This is a genomic window from Pseudomonas endophytica, from assembly GCF_001411475.1.
In the GTDB taxonomy this organism is placed as follows: Bacteria; Pseudomonadota; Gammaproteobacteria; order Pseudomonadales; family Pseudomonadaceae; genus Aquipseudomonas; species Aquipseudomonas endophytica.
On record NZ_LLWH01000188.1, the window covers coordinates 1 to 21,278 of the forward strand.

General features: G+C 55.0%; 21 protein-coding genes and 1 tRNA gene. 8 read left to right on the forward strand and 14 right to left on the reverse strand.

The window, feature by feature from the left end; genetic code table 11:
* Positions 1-17 precede the first annotated feature (17 nt).
* Positions 18-1,244 carry an MFS transporter gene (locus AQS70_RS16520; protein ID WP_055103864.1) on the forward strand — a complete coding sequence of 409 codons (1,227 nt, stop codon included), beginning with the start codon at positions 18-20 and terminating at the stop codon, positions 1,242-1,244.
* A gap of 99 nt (positions 1,245-1,343) precedes the next feature.
* Here the strand turns inward: AQS70_RS16520 and AQS70_RS16525 are convergent, their stop codons facing one another.
* The 7 genes from AQS70_RS16525 to dapA form a co-directional block, all read right to left on the reverse strand.
* Positions 1,344-1,514 (reverse strand): MmcQ/YjbR family DNA-binding protein, encoded by a 171-nt coding sequence (locus AQS70_RS16525; protein ID WP_241492856.1) that lies wholly within the window; start codon positions 1,512-1,514, stop codon positions 1,344-1,346.
* Positions 1,515-1,576: 62 nt separating this feature from the next.
* Positions 1,577-2,284: a hypothetical protein gene (locus tag AQS70_RS16530; protein ID WP_055103841.1), complete on the reverse strand. Its 708-nt coding sequence runs from the start codon at positions 2,282-2,284 to the stop codon at positions 1,577-1,579.
* 558 nt (positions 2,285-2,842) lie between these two features.
* Positions 2,843-2,932: transfer RNA gene (locus AQS70_RS16535), tRNA-Ser, on the reverse strand.
* Positions 2,933-3,024: 92 nt separating this feature from the next.
* Positions 3,025-3,738: a phosphoribosylaminoimidazolesuccinocarboxamide synthase gene (purC, locus tag AQS70_RS16540; protein ID WP_055103842.1), complete on the reverse strand. Its 714-nt coding sequence runs from the start codon at positions 3,736-3,738 to the stop codon at positions 3,025-3,027.
* Between the two features lie 28 nt (positions 3,739-3,766).
* Positions 3,767-4,525, reverse strand: a complete 759-nt coding sequence (locus AQS70_RS16545) for an MBL fold metallo-hydrolase (protein ID WP_055103843.1) — start codon at positions 4,523-4,525, stop codon at positions 3,767-3,769.
* A 4-nt stretch (positions 4,526-4,529) separates the two neighbouring features.
* A complete protein-coding gene (gene bamC / locus AQS70_RS16550; RefSeq protein ID WP_055103844.1) occupies positions 4,530-5,645 on the reverse strand; it encodes an outer membrane protein assembly factor BamC in 1,116 nt (371 codons plus the stop codon).
* Between the two features lie 17 nt (positions 5,646-5,662).
* Positions 5,663-6,541: a 4-hydroxy-tetrahydrodipicolinate synthase gene (gene dapA, locus AQS70_RS16555; RefSeq protein WP_055103845.1), complete on the reverse strand. Its 879-nt coding sequence runs from the start codon at positions 6,539-6,541 to the stop codon at positions 5,663-5,665.
* Between the two features lie 327 nt (positions 6,542-6,868).
* On the opposite strand from dapA, the gene AQS70_RS16560 reads away from it, so the two are divergent.
* Complete coding sequence (locus AQS70_RS16560) at positions 6,869-7,429, forward strand: glycine cleavage system transcriptional repressor (RefSeq protein WP_055103846.1); 561 nt, start codon at positions 6,869-6,871, stop codon at positions 7,427-7,429.
* 11 nt (positions 7,430-7,440) lie between these two features.
* The gene (locus AQS70_RS16565) at positions 7,441-7,911 is read left to right on the forward strand and encodes a peroxiredoxin (RefSeq protein ID WP_055103847.1); all 471 of its coding nucleotides are present in this window, start codon (positions 7,441-7,443) and stop codon (positions 7,909-7,911) included.
* Between the two features lie 102 nt (positions 7,912-8,013).
* Here the strand turns inward: AQS70_RS16565 and queF are convergent, their stop codons facing one another.
* Together queF and copI are read right to left on the reverse strand one after the other, a co-directional pair.
* On the reverse strand, positions 8,014-8,844 hold the full coding sequence (gene queF, locus AQS70_RS16570; protein ID WP_055103848.1) for an NADPH-dependent 7-cyano-7-deazaguanine reductase QueF: 831 nt from the start codon (positions 8,842-8,844) through the stop codon (positions 8,014-8,016).
* Positions 8,845-8,913: 69 nt separating this feature from the next.
* Entirely contained in the window at positions 8,914-9,450 is a 537-nt protein-coding gene (copI, locus tag AQS70_RS16575) for a copper-resistant cuproprotein CopI (protein WP_055103849.1), read from the reverse strand.
* A 153-nt stretch (positions 9,451-9,603) separates the two neighbouring features.
* On the opposite strand from copI, the gene AQS70_RS16580 reads away from it, so the two are divergent.
* Positions 9,604-10,284 (forward strand): heavy metal response regulator transcription factor, encoded by a 681-nt coding sequence (locus tag AQS70_RS16580; RefSeq protein ID WP_055103850.1) that lies wholly within the window; start codon positions 9,604-9,606, stop codon positions 10,282-10,284.
* Positions 10,284-11,657 carry a heavy metal sensor histidine kinase gene (locus AQS70_RS16585; protein ID WP_055103851.1) on the forward strand — a complete coding sequence of 458 codons (1,374 nt, stop codon included), beginning with the start codon at positions 10,284-10,286 and terminating at the stop codon, positions 11,655-11,657. The genes AQS70_RS16580 and AQS70_RS16585 overlap by 1 nt, the downstream gene beginning before the upstream one ends.
* 92 nt (positions 11,658-11,749) lie before the next feature.
* On the opposite strand, the gene AQS70_RS16590 is transcribed toward AQS70_RS16585, so the two are convergent.
* The 3 genes from AQS70_RS16590 to AQS70_RS16600 all read right to left on the reverse strand — a co-directional run bounded on the left by AQS70_RS16590 (position 11,750) and on the right by AQS70_RS16600 (position 14,997).
* Entirely contained in the window at positions 11,750-12,994 is a 1,245-nt protein-coding gene (locus AQS70_RS16590; RefSeq protein ID WP_055103852.1) for a lipoprotein-releasing ABC transporter permease subunit, read from the reverse strand.
* Positions 12,995-13,055: 61 nt separating this feature from the next.
* Entirely contained in the window at positions 13,056-13,739 is a 684-nt protein-coding gene (gene lolD / locus AQS70_RS16595; RefSeq protein ID WP_162233908.1) for a lipoprotein-releasing ABC transporter ATP-binding protein LolD, read from the reverse strand.
* A 7-nt stretch (positions 13,740-13,746) separates the two neighbouring features.
* Positions 13,747-14,997 (reverse strand): lipoprotein-releasing ABC transporter permease subunit, encoded by a 1,251-nt coding sequence (locus tag AQS70_RS16600; protein WP_055103854.1) that lies wholly within the window; start codon positions 14,995-14,997, stop codon positions 13,747-13,749.
* Between the two features lie 94 nt (positions 14,998-15,091).
* Here AQS70_RS16600 and AQS70_RS16605 point away from each other — a divergent pair, with 94 nt between their 5' ends.
* Entirely contained in the window at positions 15,092-15,676 is a 585-nt protein-coding gene (locus tag AQS70_RS16605) for a PilZ domain-containing protein (protein WP_055103855.1), read from the forward strand.
* Between the two features lie 52 nt (positions 15,677-15,728).
* Complete coding sequence (locus AQS70_RS16610) at positions 15,729-16,451, forward strand: glycerophosphodiester phosphodiesterase (protein ID WP_055103856.1); 723 nt, start codon at positions 15,729-15,731, stop codon at positions 16,449-16,451.
* 42 nt (positions 16,452-16,493) lie between these two features.
* On the opposite strand, the gene sthA is transcribed toward AQS70_RS16610, so the two are convergent.
* Positions 16,494-17,888: a Si-specific NAD(P)(+) transhydrogenase gene (sthA, locus tag AQS70_RS16615; protein ID WP_055103857.1), complete on the reverse strand. Its 1,395-nt coding sequence runs from the start codon at positions 17,886-17,888 to the stop codon at positions 16,494-16,496.
* A 368-nt stretch (positions 17,889-18,256) separates the two neighbouring features.
* Between sthA and tcuC the strand changes: the two genes are divergently transcribed.
* Complete coding sequence (gene tcuC / locus AQS70_RS16620) at positions 18,257-19,540, forward strand: MFS transporter (protein ID WP_055103858.1); 1,284 nt, start codon at positions 18,257-18,259, stop codon at positions 19,538-19,540.
* A 91-nt stretch (positions 19,541-19,631) separates the two neighbouring features.
* Here tcuC and AQS70_RS16625 read toward each other — a convergent pair whose 3' ends face one another.
* The gene (locus tag AQS70_RS16625) at positions 19,632-21,095 is read right to left on the reverse strand and encodes a glyceraldehyde-3-phosphate dehydrogenase (RefSeq protein WP_055103859.1); all 1,464 of its coding nucleotides are present in this window, start codon (positions 21,093-21,095) and stop codon (positions 19,632-19,634) included.
* Positions 21,096-21,278 lie beyond the last annotated feature (183 nt).

A 21,278-nucleotide genomic window follows, 5' to 3' on the forward strand; every position in this document is an offset into this window, starting at 1 on the left:
TCTGGAACACCTCATTCATGCCAAGCGCCAGTCAGACCGCCAACGGTCTACCCGAACATAATCAGCACAGTGTCAAACAGCAGTGGCTCGCTATTCTTTCCGTCGCCGTGGGTGCCTTCGCCTTGGTGACCAGCGAGTTTCTCCCCGTGGGCGTACTCAACGACGTAGCTACCGACCTTGGCATCAGTGCTGGCCATGCCGGTCTGATGGTGACCCTGCCCGGCATAATGGCGGCGCTCGCGGCCCCTTTGCTCTCTGTGGGCATTGGTGCCTTGGACCGACGCTATCTACTCATCGGCCTGACGCTGATCATGATCGTCGCCAACGCAGTTGTGGCCATCGCCAGCGACTTCAACCTGCTGCTGTTAGGGCGAGTGTTCTTGGGGATTAGTATCGGCGGCTTCTGGGCGACCGCCATAGGGCTCAGCGGCCGACTGGCGCCCAAGGGCGTGAGCGTGGCGCAAGCCACCTCGATCATTATGTTCGGCGTCACCTTGGCCACCGTGCTGGGTGTACCGGTAGGGACTTGGCTTAGCGGCCTGATGGGCTGGCGCATGACGTTTCTTATAACCGCACTCATGGGCATCCCAGTGCTGTTGGCGCAGATCTTCTTGCTGCCGCGGCTCAACCCGGAAAAGGCCATTCTCATCAAGGATCTGCCAGCCTTGATCATCAACCCACTCTCCCGAATCGGCTTGATCGCGGTCTTATTTATCGGCCTGGCACACTTTGCGGCGTACACCTATGTGGCGCCATTCTTCAAAAACAGCTCGGGTTTCGACGGCTCGACTATTGGTTCATTGCTGCTGCTCTACGGCGCGGCGGGCGTTCTGGGTAATATTTTTGCCGGGTTCGCCGCCAATCGCAGCGTTCGGTACACCTTGCTGCTGGTCGCACTGATGATTGGTACCAGCACCGCCCTCTTCCCCCAATTTGCCACCCACATGAGTGGCGCCGTTGTGCTGATTGCACTCTGGGGCTTCGCCTTTGGTGCATTCCCGGCCTGCGCCAGCATCTGGATGTTTGTCGTAGCCCCCAAAGATGTCGAACGCGGCATGCCGCTCTTCATCGCGCTATTTCAAGTCATCATCGCCTTGGGTTCATTCTTTGGCGGACAAATTGTTGACCAACTGGGCAGCGCAGTACTCTTCAGCTTGGCCACGGCACTGGTAGGCTGCGGTTTTGTCACCGTCTTGGTACTGGGGCGTAACGTGAGTAATAAATTGGCGACCCAACCGAGCTGATCAGTATCAGCGGGTAGGAGCGGCGAGCCGTTGCTCACTTACGCCCAAGGAGATACTGATGGTGGAGTACACCCAAATAGTCGCTGTGGATCAGAGCGACTATTTAGCCAGCTTGTAACTGTCCTGAGTGAGTTCGTGTAGGTATTTGGCTTGCACCGAAATCTCTAATACCACACTGATCCAATGCTCTTTATTCATGGGGTAGCCGGGAAGAATACCTTCAAGCTTGCGAAGTGAGCCGGTATTTTCTGGATAGCATTTCAGATCCAAAATATCGACCTCACCTTCGCCTGCAAGCCCCAATTTTTACTTGGGGTAATAGGGTACGCCCACTAATATCTCCACTCCCTATCTACCAATTCGATTATCTCGATCTGATAGCGGTAACGTGCAGCAATGTGCCCTAGCAGGATTGAGCCGATAGACACACCAAGCAAGAACGCACCAGCCCCCAAAAGCACGGTATTACCTAAGTTATCCATTTGAAAGCCTGCAACTAAAGTACGGGAAATCCATTCAAATCCACCAAATTCAGCAGCAAATGAATATGCCGTTGCTAAAAGACCTATGACGGCGGTTTTCTCTCCGAAAAAACGTCCTGTACGCTCACTGATACGTCTGATTTTTCGACTTAACCAATAATGGGCATCTTTTAAAGCCGCGGACTCGTATTGGGCTAAACGATCAGCCATCGCTTGTTCATGCCGAATATCGTCACATAATCCCTCCAACGATAACTTCTTCCAACGAAAAGCCAACAAAAGCGACGCTACCATCGGCGCAATTAACGCTGATATGGCCAGTAGCATAGAGATGATGCTCATCGTCATTACAAATAGCTGGGCATATAGCGATGGAGGCCTTGTGTCATAAGAAAAAACGAAACCTGCCATGATGATCATTAATAGCGTAGACAACCCCATGCACCAGTTGGCGATGATCCGTGCCTTGTTTTCTACCCCCGTGCGTCGTACTTTGCGCGGCTGACAGCGGCTTAACTCTTCTAATACTTGGATTGTTCTATCAATTGGCGGGATCATCACCTCTCCTATTATTTCAATCTGGGATCCGTCGAATCCTACTAAAGTTGCGAAAGTATTACACTCCACTTTAAAAAACTTCAAGCCTTGGTAACTGCACAATTACTATATTGAAATCTCAACACGCACACTGAGCTTTTTAAAACTTTAGGAATTTTCCTACGCCACTAACTTTAAAGACCTATTAAACAATAGTCTGCAACTACTCACGCAACGTTAAATTATTAATCCCGGCAATTGGGGGTGGGGAATCGCATACCATTGAAATAAGCGGATTAATAAAACCTTATTTCAGCCAATAAAATATTCGAAATATAGCAATCCACCCGCAATGAATATTAAGAGACAACTGATAATCCAACAGCATTGCTCTAGCCATTAACCTGCAAGAAAAAAGACACCAACAACGCCGAGCGCTTCGGATGATAACTTTCCAACTTAGAGCGTGCCGCTAGCACTCATAATGCTCTCCCGATAAGCGGCTGTGTAAATCGCAAGGGTCGGACGCCAGCCACAAAAAAGCCCCGCAGACGTTAATCTGCGGGGCTTTCATTTGTATGGCGGAGAGATAGGGATTCGAACCCTAGGTACCGGTGAAGGTACAACGGATTTCGAATCCGTCCCATTCGGCCACTCTGGCATCTCTCCAACGGCGCGCATCATATCAACGCTTTCGAAATCAGGCAAAGCCTTTTTTCAAAAAAATCACGTGCTATCAGTTGCTTGCGCGCGTTTGCAGCTTAAAGCGGGACGCCTAGGCGGTTTGCAACTTCTTCGTAGGCTTCAATGACGTCGCCCAGCCCCTGACGGAAGCGGTCTTTGTCCATTTTCTTGCCAGTGGATTTGTCCCACAGGCGGCAACCGTCCGGGCTGAACTCGTCGCCCAAGACGATGCTGCCGTCGTGGAATACGCCGAACTCGAGTTTGAAGTCGACCAAGAGCAAGCCAGCGTCGTCGAACAGTTTGTTCAGTACGTCGTTAACTTTGAGCGACAGCTCTTTCATGCGAACCAGTTGCTCTGCGGTGCCCCAACCAAATGCCACGACGTGGGATTCGTTGATGAACGGGTCGCCTTTGGCGTCGTCTTTCAGAAACAGTTCGAAGGTGTAAGGGTTGAGTTTCATGCCCTCTTCTACACCCAGACGCTTGACCAAGCTGCCTGCGGCGTAATTACGCACTACGCATTCAACCGGGATCATGTCGAGTTTTTTAACCAGGCATTCGTTGTCGCCCAGCAGTTTGTCGAATTGAGTCGGGACGCCGGCTTCTTCGAGTTTTTGCATGATGAAGGCGTTGAACTTGTTGTTCACCATGCCTTTACGGTCTAGCTGTTCGATACGTTTGCCATCAAAGGCTGAGGTGTCGTTGCGAAACAACAGGATCAAGCGGTTTTCGTCGTCAGTTTTGTAAACCGACTTCGCTTTACCGCGATAGAGTTCTTCACGTTTTTCCATGATGGGCTCCGCATGCTGAGTAGGTGGGCTAGGCGATTGTGCGCCAGTCGAGCCCTGAATCTTGATCCGCCAGTTGCAGCCAGTCCGGGTCGCACCCAAGGGTGTCGACGAAACATTGCCGGGCCAACTGAGGCAGGTTGTTCTTGCTGCTGAGGTGGGCCAATACCAAGTGTTGCAGGTTTTTGCACCCCAACTCGGCCACCAGGTTCGCGGCCTGATGGTTATTCAAATGTCCTTCCTGGCCACCCACTCGCTGTTTAAGAAAGTAGGGGTAGTGACCGCGGGCCAGAAGATCGCGGCAGTGATTAGCCTCGATCATCAGTGCATCCAGATCGCGGTAGCTGTGCAGCACACCTGCGCAATAGGAACCCAGATCAGTCAGCAAGCCAAAGCGCCGCTGACCATCACTGAACACGTATTGAGTAGGCTCCTGAGCATCATGCGCTACACGCGTCACGCTGATGCTTAGGGCGCCAATCTGCAACTTTTCACCGTCTGCCACGAAACCGGCTGGTTCCAAGGGTTTGCGCATCCCGCGCTGAGTGCCACGACTCATATACACCGGCAAATTGTAGCGCCGAGACAGTAAACCCACGCCATGCACGTGATCGGCATGTTCGTGGGTTACTAGAATCGCACTCAGTTGGTGTGGGCTTACGCCTAACCGAGCCAAGCGGCGCTCGGTTTCTCGCAACGAAAAACCGCAATCGACCAATACATAAGTGCTGTCGCTGGCTATCAGCGTGCCATTCCCTTGGCTACCACTGCCGAGAACGGCAAAACGCATAAAATTAGCCCAGGTTGTCTTGAATCTCGCTCAACACTTGGCGCGCCACTTCTGGCGGAGCGCTGGTGTTGATGTTCTCTTCAACCGTGACTTGTACGCTGTCGCCAACCTTGCTCAGGCGAACCTGATAACGCTGGGCACGGGATTCGACTTCTTCTTTGCTCGGATTGCCGCCAAAGAGGCTGGAGAAGAAACCAGGCTTCTGGTCTTTCTTCTCGGCTTTCTCTGCCAAGTTGATGTAGTAGAGGCCCAACGTGCGGTTGATGTCTTCAACGCGCCACTCACCCTGCTCCAGTGCACGTCCTACGCTAGACCAAGCACGATCTAAGTCTTCGGTCAGGCTCAGTACCGGATTGCCGCTACCGTCTTCGCTTAGGCTGACGCGCGCCGGGGTGTCGAAATCACGTGCTGCCAACAACGACACCGAACCGCCCTTCTCGGCGTTACGGCTCATGCTGACTAGCATTTCATCGACAAGGCCAGCATCCAGACCGGTATTGACCGAGTTCGGAGTGAATTCAACATTGGCGGTACTGCCCAGCGGACGATTGGCACTGACCACGTAAATTTCACTGGTGTTGCGCTGCACGCCCGGCTCGATGCGGACCCGCAAACGGGTTTCGCTATCGGCAGACAGGCCGCTGCTGGTCAGGTGACGAGCCACAGGGGCGGACAATTCGTCAGCGTGCTGCCATGCCGTCGTGAACTCGCCCGTTTGTGGACGTTGCTCGTCAATACGAAAACCGTTGTCTTGGAAGAACTGCATCGCAACCGACCACACTTCTGACGGCACGTGCTGAGCCAATACCCAACGGCTGTCGCCGGTTTTTTGCAGGGAGTAATCGCTGGCGCTGGCAATCGCAGCCAATGGCTGAGGACGCGGCACTTCAAACTCGCCCTTGACGTTGTCATCCGGCACGTTGCTCGGAATCGGCAACAGCGGGACCAGGCGTTTGTCTGTGACAACGCCCGGTGGCAAGGCCATCGGTGCTGTCTCTTGAGCCTGCAAATAGTCGCTGCCACGGTCCCGGAAGTAGCCATCTGGGCCCCACAGCCAACCGCAGCCGCTGGTGCTCGAAATAATCACGGCTAGTGCGGAAAGTCCGGCCAATCGCTTCATGCGTAATACTTCCTCAATTAAACCAAGACGCCGGACTGGCGCAGAGCCTGACGCAGCGGTTCGTGACAGGCTTCGCTGAGCCAGGTGAGCGGCAGACGGATACCGTCCTGCATCAAGCCCATTTCATGCAGCGCCCACTTCACAGGGATAGGGTTGGATTCGATAAACAAGGTTTTATTGAGCGGCATCAGTTTTTCGTGAATCGCTCGCGCTGTTACAGCATCACCGCGCATCGCCGCCGCACACAAATCGCTGACGTCACGCGGGGCAACGTTAGCAGTGACCGAAATATTGCCCTTGCCGCCAAGCAGGATCAGCTCAACCGCCGTTGCGTCATCGCCGGAGTACACCAGAAAGTCACTGCTCACATCGGCCAGAATGACAGGTACGCGGGTCAGGTCGCCGGTCGCCTCTTTGATGCCGATGATGTTTTTCACCGTCGACAGGCGCACAACGGTTTCTGGCAGCATGTCGCACGCTGTACGGCCCGGAACGTTGTAAAGGATCTGAGGGATGTCGACTGCTTCAGCGACAGCCTTAAAGTGCTGATACAAGCCTTCTTGGGTCGGCTTGTTGTAATACGGTGTGACCAGTAGGCAAGCGTCTGCGCCAGCGGCCTTCGCATTGGAGGTCAGCTCGATCGCTTCACGCGTCGAGTTAGCGCCTGTACCGGCAATGACCGGAATACGCCCTGCGACCTGTTTGACAACGTGACGAATCACTTCGATGTGTTCGTTCACATCCAGAGTTGCTGATTCACCTGTGGTGCCAACGGCAACAATGGCGTTGGTGCCCTCTTGCAGGTGAAAGTCCACCAGTTTGCTCAGAGCGTCCCAATCAAGACGACCTTGTGCATCCATAGGTGTGACCAGTGCCACCATACTGCCCGCAATCATGCAACCGCTCCTGCCGGAAAAAGAGAGCCGTAATGGTACTGGCGCCATGACCCTTGCACAAGCAACAGCGCGCCTGATGAGCATTCCCCTTCGCGCTGCTTTTCGCTACCCTTCATCCTTTGATTGGTACTGGTGTGTGCAAACGTCTTTTTTACAGACCTTTATATAAGCACTTTATGCCCTGCCCCTACGCCTTAGAGCGCGGCTTGCATCGCTTGCAAACGGCCTCAAACAGCGTGCTGGCGGGCTTATGTGCTTGTAAGGCATCTGATCTTGGAGCCACGCACAATCAACCGTACTGACCGCTCATCGTTTTAGGAAGGCTGCATGTCCACCCCCACAGTCCGCGAACAATTTCTAGTTATCAGTGCACTTGGCGCCAATCCTATGGAGCTGACTAACGTCTTGTGCCGGGCCAGCCATGAAAATCGCTGCGCGGTCGTGACCTCTCGTCTGACACGCCACGGCGAATGCAGCGCACTCGTGCTGGAGATCACCGGTAGCTGGGACGCGCTGGCCCGCCTAGAAGCTGGCCTGCCGGCCCTTGCCAAAAAGCATGCGTTTAACGTCAATGTGGTGCGCAGCGCGCCCCTTGAAACTCGCCCACAAGCGCTTCCTTATGTGGCGTACGTAAGTTCGGCCTACCGCTCAGACATCATCAACGAACTGTGCCAGTTCTTCACGGACCACAACGTTGAACTCGAAAACCTGACCTGCGATACCTACCAGGCCCCACAAACCGGCGGCACTATGCTCAACGCTACGTTCACCGTAACGCTGCCGGCGGGCGTGCAAATCAGCTGGCTGCGCGATCAATTCTTGGATTTCGCTGACGCATTGAACCTCGACGCATTAATCGAGCCTTGGCGCCCACAAAACCCAATGTAAGGAAGCCCCACATGGCCGTTGCAATTGACCAACCCGTAAGCGACTTTCAGATCCCGGCTACCAGCGAGCAAACCGTTAGTTTGTCCGGCCTTAAAGGCAAGCAGGTGGTGATTTACTTCTACCCTAAGGACAGCACGCCGGGCTGCACCACCGAAGGCCAAGGTTTTCGTGACCACTACGCCGAGTTTCAGGCGGCCAACACTGAAGTGTTTGGCGTTTCACGTGACAGCCTTAAGTCCCATGAGAACTTCAAGGCTAAACAGGCATTCCCGTTTGAGTTGCTGAGCGATAAGGACGAAGTCCTGTGCCAACTGTTTGACGTGATCAAGTTGAAAAAGCTCTACGGCAAGGAATACCTCGGCGTAGACCGCAGCACCTTTTTGATCGACAAAGAGGGCGTGCTGCGTCACGAATGGCGTGGCGTCAAAGTGCCGGGGCATGTTGACGCAGTGCTGGAGCAGGCGCAAAAGCTCAACGCCTGATACGCCTGATACGCCTGTAGGAGCTGCCGCAGGCTGCGATCTCTTGATCTTTAAAGGCAAAAGATCGCAGCCTGCGGCAGCTCCTACAAGATCAAATCACTTTTACTGACGTACTAATCGCAGATTCGAAAACTCAACCGCTTCGGTACTGCGATACGGGTTGATGTCCAGCCCGCCACGGCGCACATAGCGCGCATACACGGTCAATTTTTCGGGTTTGAGCAAGCGCTGCAAATCAAGAAAAATCCGCTCGACACACTGCTCATGAAAATCTGAATGCTGGCGAAAGCTCACCAGATACGCCAGCAAACTGGCGTGGTTCAGTGCCGCACCGCGGTATTCAACCACTACCGTGCCCCAATCCGGCTGGCTGGTCACCGGGCAGTTGGACTTGAGCAAATGGCTGTACAGGCTTTCTTCAACGACCTGCGACTCATCGCACTTCAACAGTTCTGGGCGCGGATGCTCGTAATCGCTGACCGTAATGTTCAGGTCATCAATACACACTCCAGGCAGAACGCCTACACCGTCCGCCTGCACCTCGTTCAAACTGCGGACACGCACACTGACAGGCTTGCCGGATGCGGCTGACAAGTCAGCCTGCAAAGTCGCCTCCAGGCTGTTCACATCATCAAAGACGGTCTGATTCAGCGAGTTCAGGTACAGCTTGAAGGACTTGGATTCAACGATATTTGGCGAGTCGGCGCTAAAGCAGAACTCGCCGATAGCCACCACCGGCTTGCCGGAGGGCAACAACCATGACAGTTCAAAGCAATTCCAGAAATCCACCCCAACATAAGGTAGCGTTTCGGCGCTCAGCCCAAGCTCCGCCCACTTCGCCGCACGCGGAATCGGGAACAACAAAGACGGGGTGTAAGTGCTGATGTATTCACTGGACTTGCCCAGCGGCGAATGTTCGGCTGCGGGATGCATGACAAAAACCTGGCTAGAAAAACCCGGCAATTCTACAGGCTTTAAGCCCCCGCAGACGAGTAGAGCTATTTAAGGTGCCACTTTCAATTGACCAACCATCCCTGCCTGATAGTGCCCCGGCACATTGCAGGCAAATTCCAAATTGTCGGTTTTGGCAAATGTCCAAGTCAGCTCAGCCGTTTTACCCGGCTCAACCAGTACGCTATTCGGGTCGTCGTGCTTCATGCCCGGCATGTTCATCGAGCCATGCCCCATCGCAGAATGATCCATACCTGCGTGATTAATAGCGGTGGGCGTCATCATGCCGCTCTGCTGCATATCCAGCATTTCTTTTTGGTGCTCAGCGTGCATGGCCGCATGGCCAAGATTGAACTCGTGCAGCAAGTGGCCTTTGTTGACCAGTACAAAACGCACAGTCTCGCCCGCTTTTACATCCAACGACTTGGGATTAAAGGCAATGTCGCTCATCTCGACTTCAATGGTGCGCGTTGCACTGGCGGCAGGCGCAGAGTGACCAAAATCAAAATGCTCACCCGGCGAGGCCACAGCCGGCAAGCTCAACACCCATAAACAGCTCGCAAGAGACAAACACTTGTGTAACGTCATACTTACCTCCGGAAACTTACAGTCAGTCTTTCCATCACTTTAAGGCTGTGTGACTGGCATTCAACTGACCGTAAGATTACAACTTTGTCAGCTTCAACTTATGGACAAAACTGCACGGTATAAGGCTGAGGTGATTTTTGTGATGGGCAACCCATGAAACTGCTGATTGTCGAAGACCAAGCTAAAACCGGCCACTACCTGCGCCAAGGGCTGAGTGAGGCCGGCTTTGTGACCGAACTGGCCACTGACGGCCTTACCGGCCAGCATTTGGCACTGACCGGTGACTACTCGCTACTGATTCTTGATGTGATGCTCCCTGGCCGCGATGGCTGGCAGATCTTGCAAGCAGTGCGCAGCGCCGGGCTCGATATGCCGGTGCTGTTCCTGACCGCTCGCGATGCGGTGCAAGACCGCGTGCATGGCCTAGAGTTGGGCGCCGACGACTACCTAGTCAAACCTTTCGCCTTTTCAGAGCTTCTGGCTCGCGTGCGCAGTTTGTTGCGCCGCGGTAGCAGCGCGCCCCAAGAAACCAGCCTGCAAGTGGCTGACTTGCGTCTGGACCTGATTCGCCGTCGTGTAGAACGAGATAGCCAGCGTATCGACCTCACCGCCAAAGAGTTTGCTCTGCTGGAACTACTCTTGCGCCGACAGGGAGAAGTACTGCCCAAATCCTTGATTGCCTCACAAGTGTGGGACATGAATTTCGACAGCGACACCAACGTGATCGAGGTGGCGATTCGCCGTCTACGCCTAAAAATTGACGATAGCCATGAATACAAATTGATTCATACAGTCCGTGGCATGGGCTATGTGCTTGAAGAGCGAGCCGACTGATGCGGCGCTTGGCTCTGAGCACTCGGCTGGCATTACTGTTTGCCGGGTGCACCGCTGTGGTCTCGTTATTAGCAGGCGTGTTGTTTGATCGCGCCAGCGAGGGGCATTTCGTCGAACTAGATCAACAACTAATGGAAAGTCGGCTGGCTGTTATAACCAGCACACTGCACGGCACCCGCACGCTTGAAGCCTTTACACAGCGCTTGCCCATGCTGTTACAAGACCTCAGCCATCAGCCGGATCTGGCTGTGCGAGTGCGCGGCCCCGACGGTCACTTATGGTATGACAGCTCAACGCGCTTGCCGCCCCAGCTTCCTCAGCTTCCTGGGCTGGCCACCTTACAAATCAATGGCACAGATTACCGAGTGCTTAATTCAAAGCCCAAAACCGCTGATGCCCCGCAACTGACCTTGCTGCTCGACATCACCCATCACCAGCACTTCTTACAACGCATGCAGCACTTGATCTGGATGACGATGGGGCTCTCAACGTTGGCCACGGCCGTTCTCGGGGCATGGGCGGCGCGCAGTGGCTTGCGCCCGCTGCGCCGCATGAGCGCGGTTGCCAGCAGCGTGTCGGCGGACTCACTCAACGCTCGCTTGCCTCAGGCACAGATGCCGCCAGAACTTGCGGAGTTGGCGGCGGCTTTCAACGCCATGCTGGAGCGTCTGGACGACTCGTTTCAGCGACTGTCGGCGTTTTCCGCTGATATTGCCCATGAACTGCGCACCCCGCTGTCTAACGTGCTGACTCATACCCAAGTCACCCTCACCCGCCCGCGAGGCATCGAGGACTACAAAGAGGCGCTGCACAGCAACCTCGAAGAGCTGCAATGGATGGCACAACTGGTCAACGACATGCTTTACCTGGCCAAGGCCGACCACGGCCTGCTTACGCCTCGCCGCGAAGCATTGCAGCTGGACAATGAAGTGAGCTCCCTACTGGAGTTTTATGCGCTGCTCGCCGAAGACACGCAGATCCAATTGAGCTGCGAAGGCAGCGCCCGGATTGCCGGTGATCGCAGCATGCTGCGGCGCGCCCTTTCCAACCTGCTGGACAACGCACTGCGTTACACCCCCGCGGGCGGGACGATAAAAGTCGTGATCAGCGAGGCGTCGACAAAAGTAGGCATTAGCATCGAAAACACTGGCACCGGGATCGCTGCCGACGTATTGCCGCGCTTATTCGATAGATTTTATCGGGCGGACCCTGCCCGCAGTGAGGGCAATAGCGAACAAGCGGGATTAGGTCTGGCCATCACCCACTCCATCATTCGCGCCCATGGCGGGCAGATTAGGTGTGAATCACAAGAGGGATCGACGCGATTTAAGATTGACCTGCCGCGAGAGGTCAACGGGGCGAAACACGCTTAGAAACCTCTAGGAGCTACCGAAGGCTGCAATCTTTTGATCTTTAAAAATAAAGATCGCAGCCTGCGGTAGCTCCTACGCAGGCTTCGGGCGTGTTAGGAGTATCGCAACGCGTGCGCAGGCTCGATTTTAGCTGCACGGTATGCGGGGTATAACGTCGCCAGAAAGCTCAGTAAGAAGCCCGCGCCGCAGATTAAGGCAACGTCGCCACCTTGTAGCTCTGACGGCAAGTTACTGACGAAGTACACGTCAGAGCTAAAAATGTGCTGCCCGGAAACCCGCTCCATCCAGCCCACCAGTTCGCTGACATTCAGCGCAGCAATCACACCCAGAACGCCACCAATTAAGGTGCCAACAATACCGATGACTGTTCCCTGCACCATAAAAATGGCCATGATCTGACGTGGCGTCGCGCCAATTGTGCGCAAGATCGCGATGTCGGCGCCCTTGTCGTTCACGACCATAATCAGGGTTGCAATGATGTTGAATGCCGCCACTGCAACGATCATCAGCAGCAACAGACCAATCATGGTTTTTTCCATTTTCATGGCACTGAATAAGCTGCCCTGCGTGTGGGTCCAGTCGTCGGCTTTATAGTCGGCTCCTAGACCAGCAGCGATTTGCTGCGACACTTTGGGCGCCGCATACAAGTCTTTAACCGCGATGCGCACGCTCTGAACCTGATTCGGTTGCCAATGCTTGATAGCGGCAGCATCCGCGACGTGTAACAAGCCCATGGAACCGTCCAGCTCAGCGCCAACCTTGAAGATGCCGACGACGTTCAGGCGCTGCAAACGCGGAGTAATGCCGCCTGGCGCGGTGCTGGCTTCAGGCACGATCAAGGTGATCTTGTCACCCACACTTAAGCGAAAACGGCGTGCTGTCATATCACCCAGCACAATCCCAAACTCACCAGGCTTTAGGTCTTCGAGTTTGCCCTGCACGATGTGCTTGGCAACGATAGACACCTGCCCTTCCAATGCCGGATCAACACCGCTGATCTGAATCGGCTGCATTGAACCCTTGTAGGACAGCATGCCGTCCATTTCAGTAAACGGCACAGCAGCCGTCACCTCAGGGTTTTTCATCGCAGCCGCAGCCACCGGGCGCCAATCATCAATCGGCTTCACACCGACGATGGTGGCGTGGGGCACCATGCCGAGGATGCGGTTACTCATTTCACGCTGAAAACCGTTCATCACCGATAACACGACAATCATGGCCAACACGCCCAAGGCGAGGCCGATCATTGAAGTCATGGAGATAAACGAGACAAAACGATTGCGGCGCTTGGCGCGGGTATAGCGCGTGCCGATAAAAATCGATAACGGTCTGAACATTCGCGGGCACCGTATAAAAATAAAAGGCCCGACGCCGTCATTCGGCGCCAGGCTTGGCCGATCACATCGCGGTCAAGCGACCTTCTTGAAGGTGCAACACGCGATCCATCTGCCGGGCCAGGTTCATGTCGTGGGTCACTACCAAGAACGCGGTGCGCATCGAGGTACTGAGTTCGAGCATCAAATCCTGAATGCCTTGGGCGGTGTGCGAGTCAAGGTTGCCAGTGGGTTCGTCAAGCATCACCAGCCCCGGCGTGTTTACCAGCGCCCGCGCAATCGCCACGCGCTGACGCTCACCCCCTGACAGCTCGGCAGGCTTGTGCTCTAAGCGATGCCCCAAACCGACCCGGTTCAGCAACGCGCTCGCCCGCTCCCGCGCTTCAGGGATGGGCGTTTTACCAATCAGCAGCGGCATGCAGACGTTTTCGAGCGCAGTGAACTCAGGCAGCAAATGGTGAAACTGATACACAAAACCCAGCGAGCGATTTCGCAGCAAGCCACGGGCTTTTTCGCCCAATGCCGATAACTCCTCGCCCGCCAGCCACACGCTACCAGTGGTCGGGGTGTCGAGGCCGCCAAGCAGGTTCAATAACGTACTTTTACCCGAGCCCGATGTGCCGACAATCGCCACGCGCTCTCCCGGATGCAACTCCAGTTGCAAACCCGACAACACCACCACGGACTCCGGGCCTTCCTCGTAGGACTTGCCCAGGTCGCGGCAACTCAACACTGATTGCTCTTTCATGCCCAACTCACTCATAACGAAGCGCCTGCGCAGGCTGGGTGCGCGCAGCACGCCAGGCCGGATACAAGGTCGCGAGGAAACTTAGAACCAACGCCGCGCCGCACACCATCAGCACATCCTGCGCCTGCAATTGCGACGGCAGGTAGTCGATGAAATACACGTCAGCATTGAGAAACTTGTGGCCTATCAGACCCTCTAGGGCCGAAATCGCGGCGCTGACATTCAGCGCGGCCAAAATACCGACCACCGCACCGATTGCGGTCCCCACCACACCAATCACCGTGCCCTGCACCATGAAAATGGCCATGATCGTGCCCGGCGTAGCGCCCAAGGTGCGCAGAATCGCGATATCGCCTTTTTTGTCATTAACCACCATCACCAGCGTGGAAATGATATTGAACGCTGCCACTGCAACGATCAGTAACAAGAGCAAGCCAATCATGGCTTTTTCCATGCGGATGGCCTGATACAGATTGCCGTGGGTGCGGGTCCAGTCACGGGCAAAATACTGGCCATCACCCAAATGCTGAGCGATCTGCCACGAGACGCGAGGCGCTTGGAACAAATCGTCAAACTTGAGGCGCAAACCTTGAACTTGATCAGGTTTCCAGCGCTGCATACGCGCTAAGTCTTGTAAGTTGGTCAGCCCAAGGTAGCCGTCGATTTCACCGGCGCCGACATGGAAAATGCCCTGCACGGTAAAACGCTTCATGCGCGGGAACATACCCGCTGGCGTCACCGATACTTCTGGAGCCACAAACGTCAGTTTGTCGCCCACCTCCACACCCAGCGCCTTGGCGGCCTTGTCACCAATAATGATGCCGAAGCTGCCAGGCGTCAGCGCGTCGAGCTGGCCCTTAAGCATGAACTGATCAATGATCGAGACTTTGCGCTCCTGGGCCGGATCAATGGCGTTGAGCAGCACTTTCTGCACATTGCCATCGTGGGTCAGCAACCCCTGCATCTGGGTAAACGGTGCTACCGCTTCCACGTCCGGGTTTTGCTGAACCTTAGCCGCAAGGCTTTGCCAATCGCTGATCGGCTGATCGCCGACGATGGTCGCGTGGGGCACCATGCCCAGCACGCGGGTGCGCATCTCATGATCGAAGCCGTTCATGACCGAAAGCACCACAATCATTACGACTACGCCAAGGGCGAGCCCGATCATGGAGGTCAAAGAAATGAACGACACAAAATGATTGCGACGCTTTGCACGGGTATAACGCGTGCCAATAAATACGAAGAGAGGTCTGAACATGTCGGGGCTTGTTCTAGGGAAAAGAAGGCGTCCTTGTGGCGGGGCCTGATAAGCAGCTTTACACTCAGACCATAGCCGCCATCATGGGTTCGCCATGTCGACATTAGATGAAGCAAATCGCCGCGAATACTACCGTATCGAGGATGTGATCGCACTGGAAATCACCCCTCTTTCGGCCGTTGAGGCTGAGAGCGGTAAAGTGTTGCAGGATGCATCTCCGCTATTCAATTTGCTCAGTGAATTACACCTGAGCGAATTTGAATCCCACCACCTGTTACGCCAGATCAGCGAGCGTGACCGGACGCTGTCCAACTACCTTAAAACCCTGAACAAGCGCGTCGATCTGCTCAGCCAGATCGTGGCGCAAACGGTGCTGGGCAAGGTCGGCGAATTGCAGCCAGTTACCCTGTCCGAAGATGGCATCGACTTTTATCACCCAAAGGCTTATCCGGTCGGCAGCCACTTATCAGCCAAGTTGGTACTGATGCCGCAAGCCTTGGGGCTGCTGCTGTGCGCTCGAGTCACTGAGTGCCGAGCCGATGAAGACCGTTATCAGATAGTGACTGAATTTGAAGGCATGAGCGAAACTCAACGCCAGTTGTTGGCGCGTCACATCTTGCAAAAACAAGCCCATGAACGGCGCCAGGCGCGCGAATTAGAAGATCCAACGACCGAGTAAGCCTTTACGGGTTTCTCTGTAGACGCAGTGAACGCTGCACAAAGGAGCAATTGTGACCCTGATTTATGGCCATCGCGGCGCCAAAGGCGAAGCACCGGAAAATACCCTTGCCAGTTTCGAGCAGTGCCTCAAACACGGCGTTCGTCGTTGTGAACTCGACTTGCACCTGTCTAAAGACGGTGAGTTGATGGTAATCCACGACCCAACCCTCAAACGCACCACAGACCGCCGCGGCAAGGTGATTGAACAGACCGCCGCCGACCTAGTGACCTACGACGCGCGCAAAGGCGGCCCGGGCTGGGTGCAGCCTTGCCCGATCCCGCGCTTAGAAGAGCTGTTTGAAAAGTGCAACTTTGAGCACTGGCAACTCGAAGTCAAAAGCGCCTCGCGCACTCGCGCCGCCTCAACGGTGCTAGCGATCCGCGAGATGGCTGAACGTCACGGTTTACTGGACCAAGTCACCGTCACATCCAGCTCGCGAGAAGTGCTCAAGGCGGCGCTGGAACTGACGCCTGATTTGTCACGCGGGTTGGTAGCCGAATACGCTTGGCTCGACCCGCTTAAGGTCGCCCAAAATTACGGCTGCGAGATCTTGGCGTTGAACTGGACACTCTGCACACCTGAGCGCCTAGAAAAGGCTCAGCGCCAGGGTTTGCATGTGTCGGTGTGGACAGTCAACGAGCCTGCACTGATGCGCAGACTCGCTGATTTCGGCGTCGACAGCCTGATTACAGACTTTCCCGGTTTGGCCACTGCCACCCTTGGGAATGGCTGAAATCGGTCTCCCCGGCCGGCTCAGGCCACCGGCCGGAGCCGCTTAAAAAAGCCGGTTGAGGCCATCGTAAGCCGCTACCCGATAGGCTTCAGCCATGGTCGGGTAGTTGAACGTGGTATTGACGAAGTATTTGAGGGTGTTCAGTTCACCCGGCTGGCTCATGATCGCCTGACCAATGTGTACGATCTCAGAAGCCTGATAACCAAAGCAATGAACGCCTAGCACTTCAAGGGTTTCGCGGTGAAAGAGGATTTTCAGCATGCCTTGAGGCTCGCCGGCAATCTGGGCACGCGCCATGCTCTTGAAGAAAGCCTTACCCACTTCGTAAGGCACTTTGGCCTGGGTTAGCTCTTGCTCGTTTTTACCGATCGAGCTGATTTCCGGGATGGTGTAAATACCGGTCGGTACATCGTTGACGAAACGCCAGCTGCCATTGTCGACAATACTGCCGGCCGCCGAACGGCCTTGGTCATGGGCAGCACTGGCCAGACTTGGCCAACCGATCACATCGCCTGCGGCGTAAATATTCGGCACTTCAGTGCGATAGTTCTCATCAACATGCACTTGGCCGCGGCCATTGGCCTTGAGGCCAATATTTTCCAGACCCAGTTGGTCAGTGTTACCGGTACGCCCGTTACACCAGAGCAAGGCGTCTGCCTTGATCTTTTTGCCGGACTTGAGGTGCAGGATCACCCCATTTTCAATGCCTTCAACGCGCTCATACTCTTCGTTGTGACGAACGGTGATGTGGTTGTTGCTGAAGTGATAGCTCAGCGCCTGCGAGATCTCGGAGTCTAGGAAGCTCAGCAGTTGCTCGCGGTTGTCTACCAACTCAACCAGCACACCCAGGCCGCTGAAGATCGACGCGTATTCGCAACCAATCACGCCCGCACCATAAATAATCAGCTTACGCGGCGTGTGGCCTAGGCTGAGGATGGTGTCACTGTCGTAGATGCGCGAGTGGCTGAAGTCGATGTCTGCCGGGCGATAAGGGCGCGAGCCGGTTGCGATGATGATTTGCTTGGCCATCAGCGTCTCAACAACGCCGTTCGGGCAAACCACCTGAATGGATTGTTCGTCGTTGAAGCTGCCGGTACCGAAGAATAGGTCTACGCGGTTGCGGGCGTAGTAGCCGGTGCGCGAAGCCACTTGCTTGGAAATGACTTTTTCAGCGCTTTTAAGCACGTCTGGGAACGAGAACCAGCGCGGCTCACCGATAGCCCGGAACATCGGGTTGGTGTTGAACTGCATGATCTGGCGAACCGAGTGACGCAGGGCTTTGGACGGGATCGTGCCCAAGTGCGTGCAGTTGCCGCCGACCAAACGGCGGCTATCGACCATTGCCACCTTGCGCCCTGCTTTAGCGGCGTTCATCGCCGCGCCTTCTCCTGCCGGGCCAGAGCCCAGTACCACTACATCGTAGTTGTAGACAGCCATGCGTACTCCTCAGAACAGGCCGTGGCACCACTTTGGGCACCTACGGCTAAATCATGTCGCGGCCAGCGCCATGAACAATCAAAACGTGGGGCACAGTCTATAGAACCCTGAACGCGGCGAACATTAACCCTTGGTCTTGCCGTAGGCTAATTTTGTCTGCACTACATCACCGACAGTATTTCAGGCTGATGCAAGCACCCTCCAAACCTCCCTCATGCGACGTGTAGTCGCAACAAAAGTTGCCTCCCACGACTGATACACATATCGTTACAAAACTGTTTTGTACAACGGCGTACGCCTTGATCTTGCAGTAGGACGAGTAAAAAACATGGATTACGCATAAAACAGATAACAGCGGGTGACTTCTGATGGCCTCCAGTACGGGCACCGGCAAGGCGATTTTTCGCGTTGTCAGCGGTAACTTTCTTGAAATGTTCGACTTTATGGTTTTTGGCTTTTACGCCACGGCCATTGCCAAAACGTTCTTCCCAAGCGACAGCGCTTTCGCGTCACTAATGCTTGCCTTGGCCACCTTCGGCGCCGGATTCCTAATGCGCCCACTGGGTGCGATTTTTCTGGGCGCTTACATTGACCGACACGGTCGCCGCAAAGGTTTGATCATCACTTTGGCGCTGATGGCCATGGGCACAGTGCTCATTGCCTGCGTGCCGGGTTACGCCACCTTGGGCGTTTTTGCACCACTACTGGTATTGCTCGGGCGCTTGTTGCAAGGCTTCTCGGCGGGCGTGGAATTGGGTGGTGTGTCAGTGTATCTCTCAGAGATCGCCACGCCGGGCCGCAAAGGCTTCTTTGTCAGTTGGCAATCTGCGAGCCAGCAAGCAGCCGTAGTGTTTGCAGGCTTAATGGGGGTTGGCCTGAACCACTGGCTGAGCCCAGAAGACATGGGTGAGTGGGGCTGGCGTATCCCTTTCTTGGTGGGTTGCATGATCGTCCCGGTGATCTTTGTTATCCGTAAATCAATGGAAGAAACACCTGAGTTTGAAGCTCGCAAGCATCGCCCTAGCTTGCGCGAAGTCGTAGCCTCCATCGGTCAGAACTTTGGCTTGGTACTGGGTGGCATGGCACTGGTGATCATGACGACGGTGTCGTTCTACCTGATCACTGCCTACACCCCGACTTTCGGCAAGTCAGAGTTGCACCTTAGCGATCTGCAAGCTTTGTTGGTGACCGTGTGTATTGGCCTGTCGAACTTTATCTGGCTACCGATCATGGGCGCGTTTTCTGACAAAGTCGGTCGCAAACCACTGCTCTTGGGCTCGACTATTCTCGCCATTTTGACCGCCTATCCGGCCTTGTCGTGGTTAGTCGCTCATCCGAGCTTTGAGCACTTGTTGATGGTGGAATTGTGGCTGTCGTTCCTGTACTCCTCGTACAACGGCGCCATGGTGGTTGCCCTGACCGAGATCATGCCAGTCGAAGTGCGCACCACAGGTTTCTCGCTGGCTTACAGCTTGGCCACCGCGACCTTCGGTGGCTTTACACCTGCGGCGTGTACCTACCTGATCCACCTGCTGGACAACAAAGCAGCGCCCGGCTTATGGCTCACCGGCGCAGCCGTTTTGGGGCTGATAGCCACCGTGGTGCTGTTTCGCGGCAACACGCATGAACAGCGCGTGGCGCAGGCGGCTTAAGCGGCAAGTGCTTCTGCCTTGTATCTTGTAGCTCGCTAAACACCACCCATAAAAAAACCCCGATTTCTCGGGGTTTTTTTATCAGCAGTGCTTAGCGTGGAAACGCTGGCGGGTTAACCCCGGCCATGTCTTCCATTACGCGCACGACCTGGCAGCTGTAACCGAACTCGTTGTCGTACCACACATACAGCACAACGCGGTTGTCATTGCAGATAGTCGCTTCAGCATCCACCACACCGGCGTGACGCGAACCCACGAAGTCAGTCGATACCACTTCTTGGGAGCTCACGAAGTCGATTTGCTTATGCAGATCGGAGTGCAGCGCCATGTGACGCAAGTAGTCGTTCATTTCTTCGCGAGTAGCCGACTTCTCAAGGTTTAGGTTGAGAATGGCCATCGACACGTTAGGCGTTGGAACGCGAATCGCGTTACCGGTCAGCTTGCCAGCCAGCTCAGGCAGCGCCTTGGCAGCAGCAGTTGCAGCACCCGTCTCAGTGATCACCATGTTCAACGCAGCGCTACGACCACGGCGATCGCCTTTGTGGAAGTTGTCGATCAGGTTCTGGTCGTTGGTGTACGAGTGAACGGTTTCAACGTGCCCGTTTACGATACCGAACTTGTCGTTGACAGCCTTGAGCACCGGCACGATGGCGTTAGTGGTGCAGGATGCCGCCGAAACGATCTTGTCGTCAGCGCTGATTTCGCCATGGTTGATACCGTGGACGATGTTCTTCAGCTTGCCTTTACCAGGCGCGGTTAGAACAACGCGATCAACACCCGGGCACTGCAAGTGCTGGCCCAGACCGTCAGCGTCACGCCACACACCGGTGTTGTCCACCAACAGAGCGTTTTGAATGCCGTACTGGGTGTAATCCACCTCAGTCGGGTTCTTCGCGTAGATCACTTGGATCAGGTTGCCGTTAGCGGTGATGGTGTTGTTTTCTTCATCAACCACGATGGTGCCGTCGAACGGACCATGTACCGAGTCACGACGCAGCAAGCTGGCGCGCTTGACCAGATCGTTGTCAGCACCTTTACGCACAACGATGGCACGCAGACGCAGACCATCGCCGCCACCGGTTTTTTCGATCAGGATGCGTGCCAGCAGACGGCCGATACGCCCGAAGCCGTACAGAACAACGTCGGTGCCTTTACGTGCAGAAGCGTTTTGCTGACCAACGACATCGGCCAATTCTTCGCGAACGAACTGCTCAGGAGTACGGCCATTGCCTTCAGCTTTAAATTTGACGGCCAGCTTACCGAGGTCAACCGACGCAGCGCCGAGTTTGAGCTCGCTCATGGCTTTGAGCAGCGGGAAAGTTTCATGCACGGACAGTTCGCTGTCGTCGGACTGGCGATGGCGAGCAAAGCGGTGCGCTTTGAGAATCGCAATGACTGAACGGTTGATCAGGCTGCGGCCATAGATCGAACTCACCACATTGTTATTGCGGTAAAGCTGACCGATAAGCGGAATCATCGCTTCTGCGAGTGCTTCACGGTCGATCCATTCACCAAGACACTGGTCGGGCTTCTGAGTCACGGGAACCTTCCACATGTAGGGGCTGAAAAAAGGGGCTACATTATGCAGCGGTGTCCAAGCATGGGCAATGCACGCCTGTCATACACACCAACTGAAACGTTTAAGCTCCAATAAATTAGGGAGAATAATTTTCTAACAATCGTTTTTAAATGAACTTATCTGCGTACTCACATCCTCTAACTCACTGTTTTACGCCGC

What these genes read in the sequence shown, in the direction of transcription:
- bamC (WP_055103844.1), bottom strand. Translation starts at nt 5,645, where the DNA reads ATGAAGCGATTGGCCGGACTTTCCGCACTAGCCGTGATTATTTCGAGC.
- AQS70_RS16580 (WP_055103850.1), top strand. Translation starts at nt 9,604, where the DNA reads ATGAAACTGCTGATTGTCGAAGACCAAGCTAAAACCGGCCACTACCTG.
- copI (WP_055103849.1), bottom strand. Translation starts at nt 9,450, where the DNA reads ATGACGTTACACAAGTGTTTGTCTCTTGCGAGCTGTTTATGGGTGTTG.
- AQS70_RS16545 (WP_055103843.1), bottom strand. Translation starts at nt 4,525, where the DNA reads ATGCGTTTTGCCGTTCTCGGCAGTGGTAGCCAAGGGAATGGCACGCTG.
- lolD (WP_162233908.1), bottom strand. Translation starts at nt 13,739, where the DNA reads ATGAAAGAGCAATCAGTGTTGAGTTGCCGCGACCTGGGCAAGTCCTAC.
- purC (WP_055103842.1), bottom strand. Translation starts at nt 3,738, where the DNA reads ATGGAAAAACGTGAAGAACTCTATCGCGGTAAAGCGAAGTCGGTTTAC.
- AQS70_RS16605 (WP_055103855.1), top strand. Translation starts at nt 15,092, where the DNA reads ATGTCGACATTAGATGAAGCAAATCGCCGCGAATACTACCGTATCGAG.
- AQS70_RS16600 (WP_055103854.1), bottom strand. Translation starts at nt 14,997, where the DNA reads ATGTTCAGACCTCTCTTCGTATTTATTGGCACGCGTTATACCCGTGCA.
- AQS70_RS16560 (WP_055103846.1), top strand. Translation starts at nt 6,869, where the DNA reads ATGTCCACCCCCACAGTCCGCGAACAATTTCTAGTTATCAGTGCACTT.
- sthA (WP_055103857.1), bottom strand. Translation starts at nt 17,888, where the DNA reads ATGGCTGTCTACAACTACGATGTAGTGGTACTGGGCTCTGGCCCGGCA.
- dapA (WP_055103845.1), bottom strand. Translation starts at nt 6,541, where the DNA reads ATGATTGCGGGCAGTATGGTGGCACTGGTCACACCTATGGATGCACAA.
- AQS70_RS16520 (WP_055103864.1), top strand. Translation starts at nt 18, where the DNA reads ATGCCAAGCGCCAGTCAGACCGCCAACGGTCTACCCGAACATAATCAG.
- AQS70_RS16625 (WP_055103859.1), bottom strand. Translation starts at nt 21,095, where the DNA reads ATGTGGAAGGTTCCCGTGACTCAGAAGCCCGACCAGTGTCTTGGTGAA.
- AQS70_RS16530 (WP_055103841.1), bottom strand. Translation starts at nt 2,284, where the DNA reads ATGATCCCGCCAATTGATAGAACAATCCAAGTATTAGAAGAGTTAAGC.
- tcuC (WP_055103858.1), top strand. Translation starts at nt 18,257, where the DNA reads ATGGCCTCCAGTACGGGCACCGGCAAGGCGATTTTTCGCGTTGTCAGC.
- AQS70_RS16590 (WP_055103852.1), bottom strand. Translation starts at nt 12,994, where the DNA reads ATGTTCAGACCGTTATCGATTTTTATCGGCACGCGCTATACCCGCGCC.
- AQS70_RS16585 (WP_055103851.1), top strand. Translation starts at nt 10,284, where the DNA reads ATGCGGCGCTTGGCTCTGAGCACTCGGCTGGCATTACTGTTTGCCGGG.
- queF (WP_055103848.1), bottom strand. Translation starts at nt 8,844, where the DNA reads ATGCATCCCGCAGCCGAACATTCGCCGCTGGGCAAGTCCAGTGAATAC.
- AQS70_RS16565 (WP_055103847.1), top strand. Translation starts at nt 7,441, where the DNA reads ATGGCCGTTGCAATTGACCAACCCGTAAGCGACTTTCAGATCCCGGCT.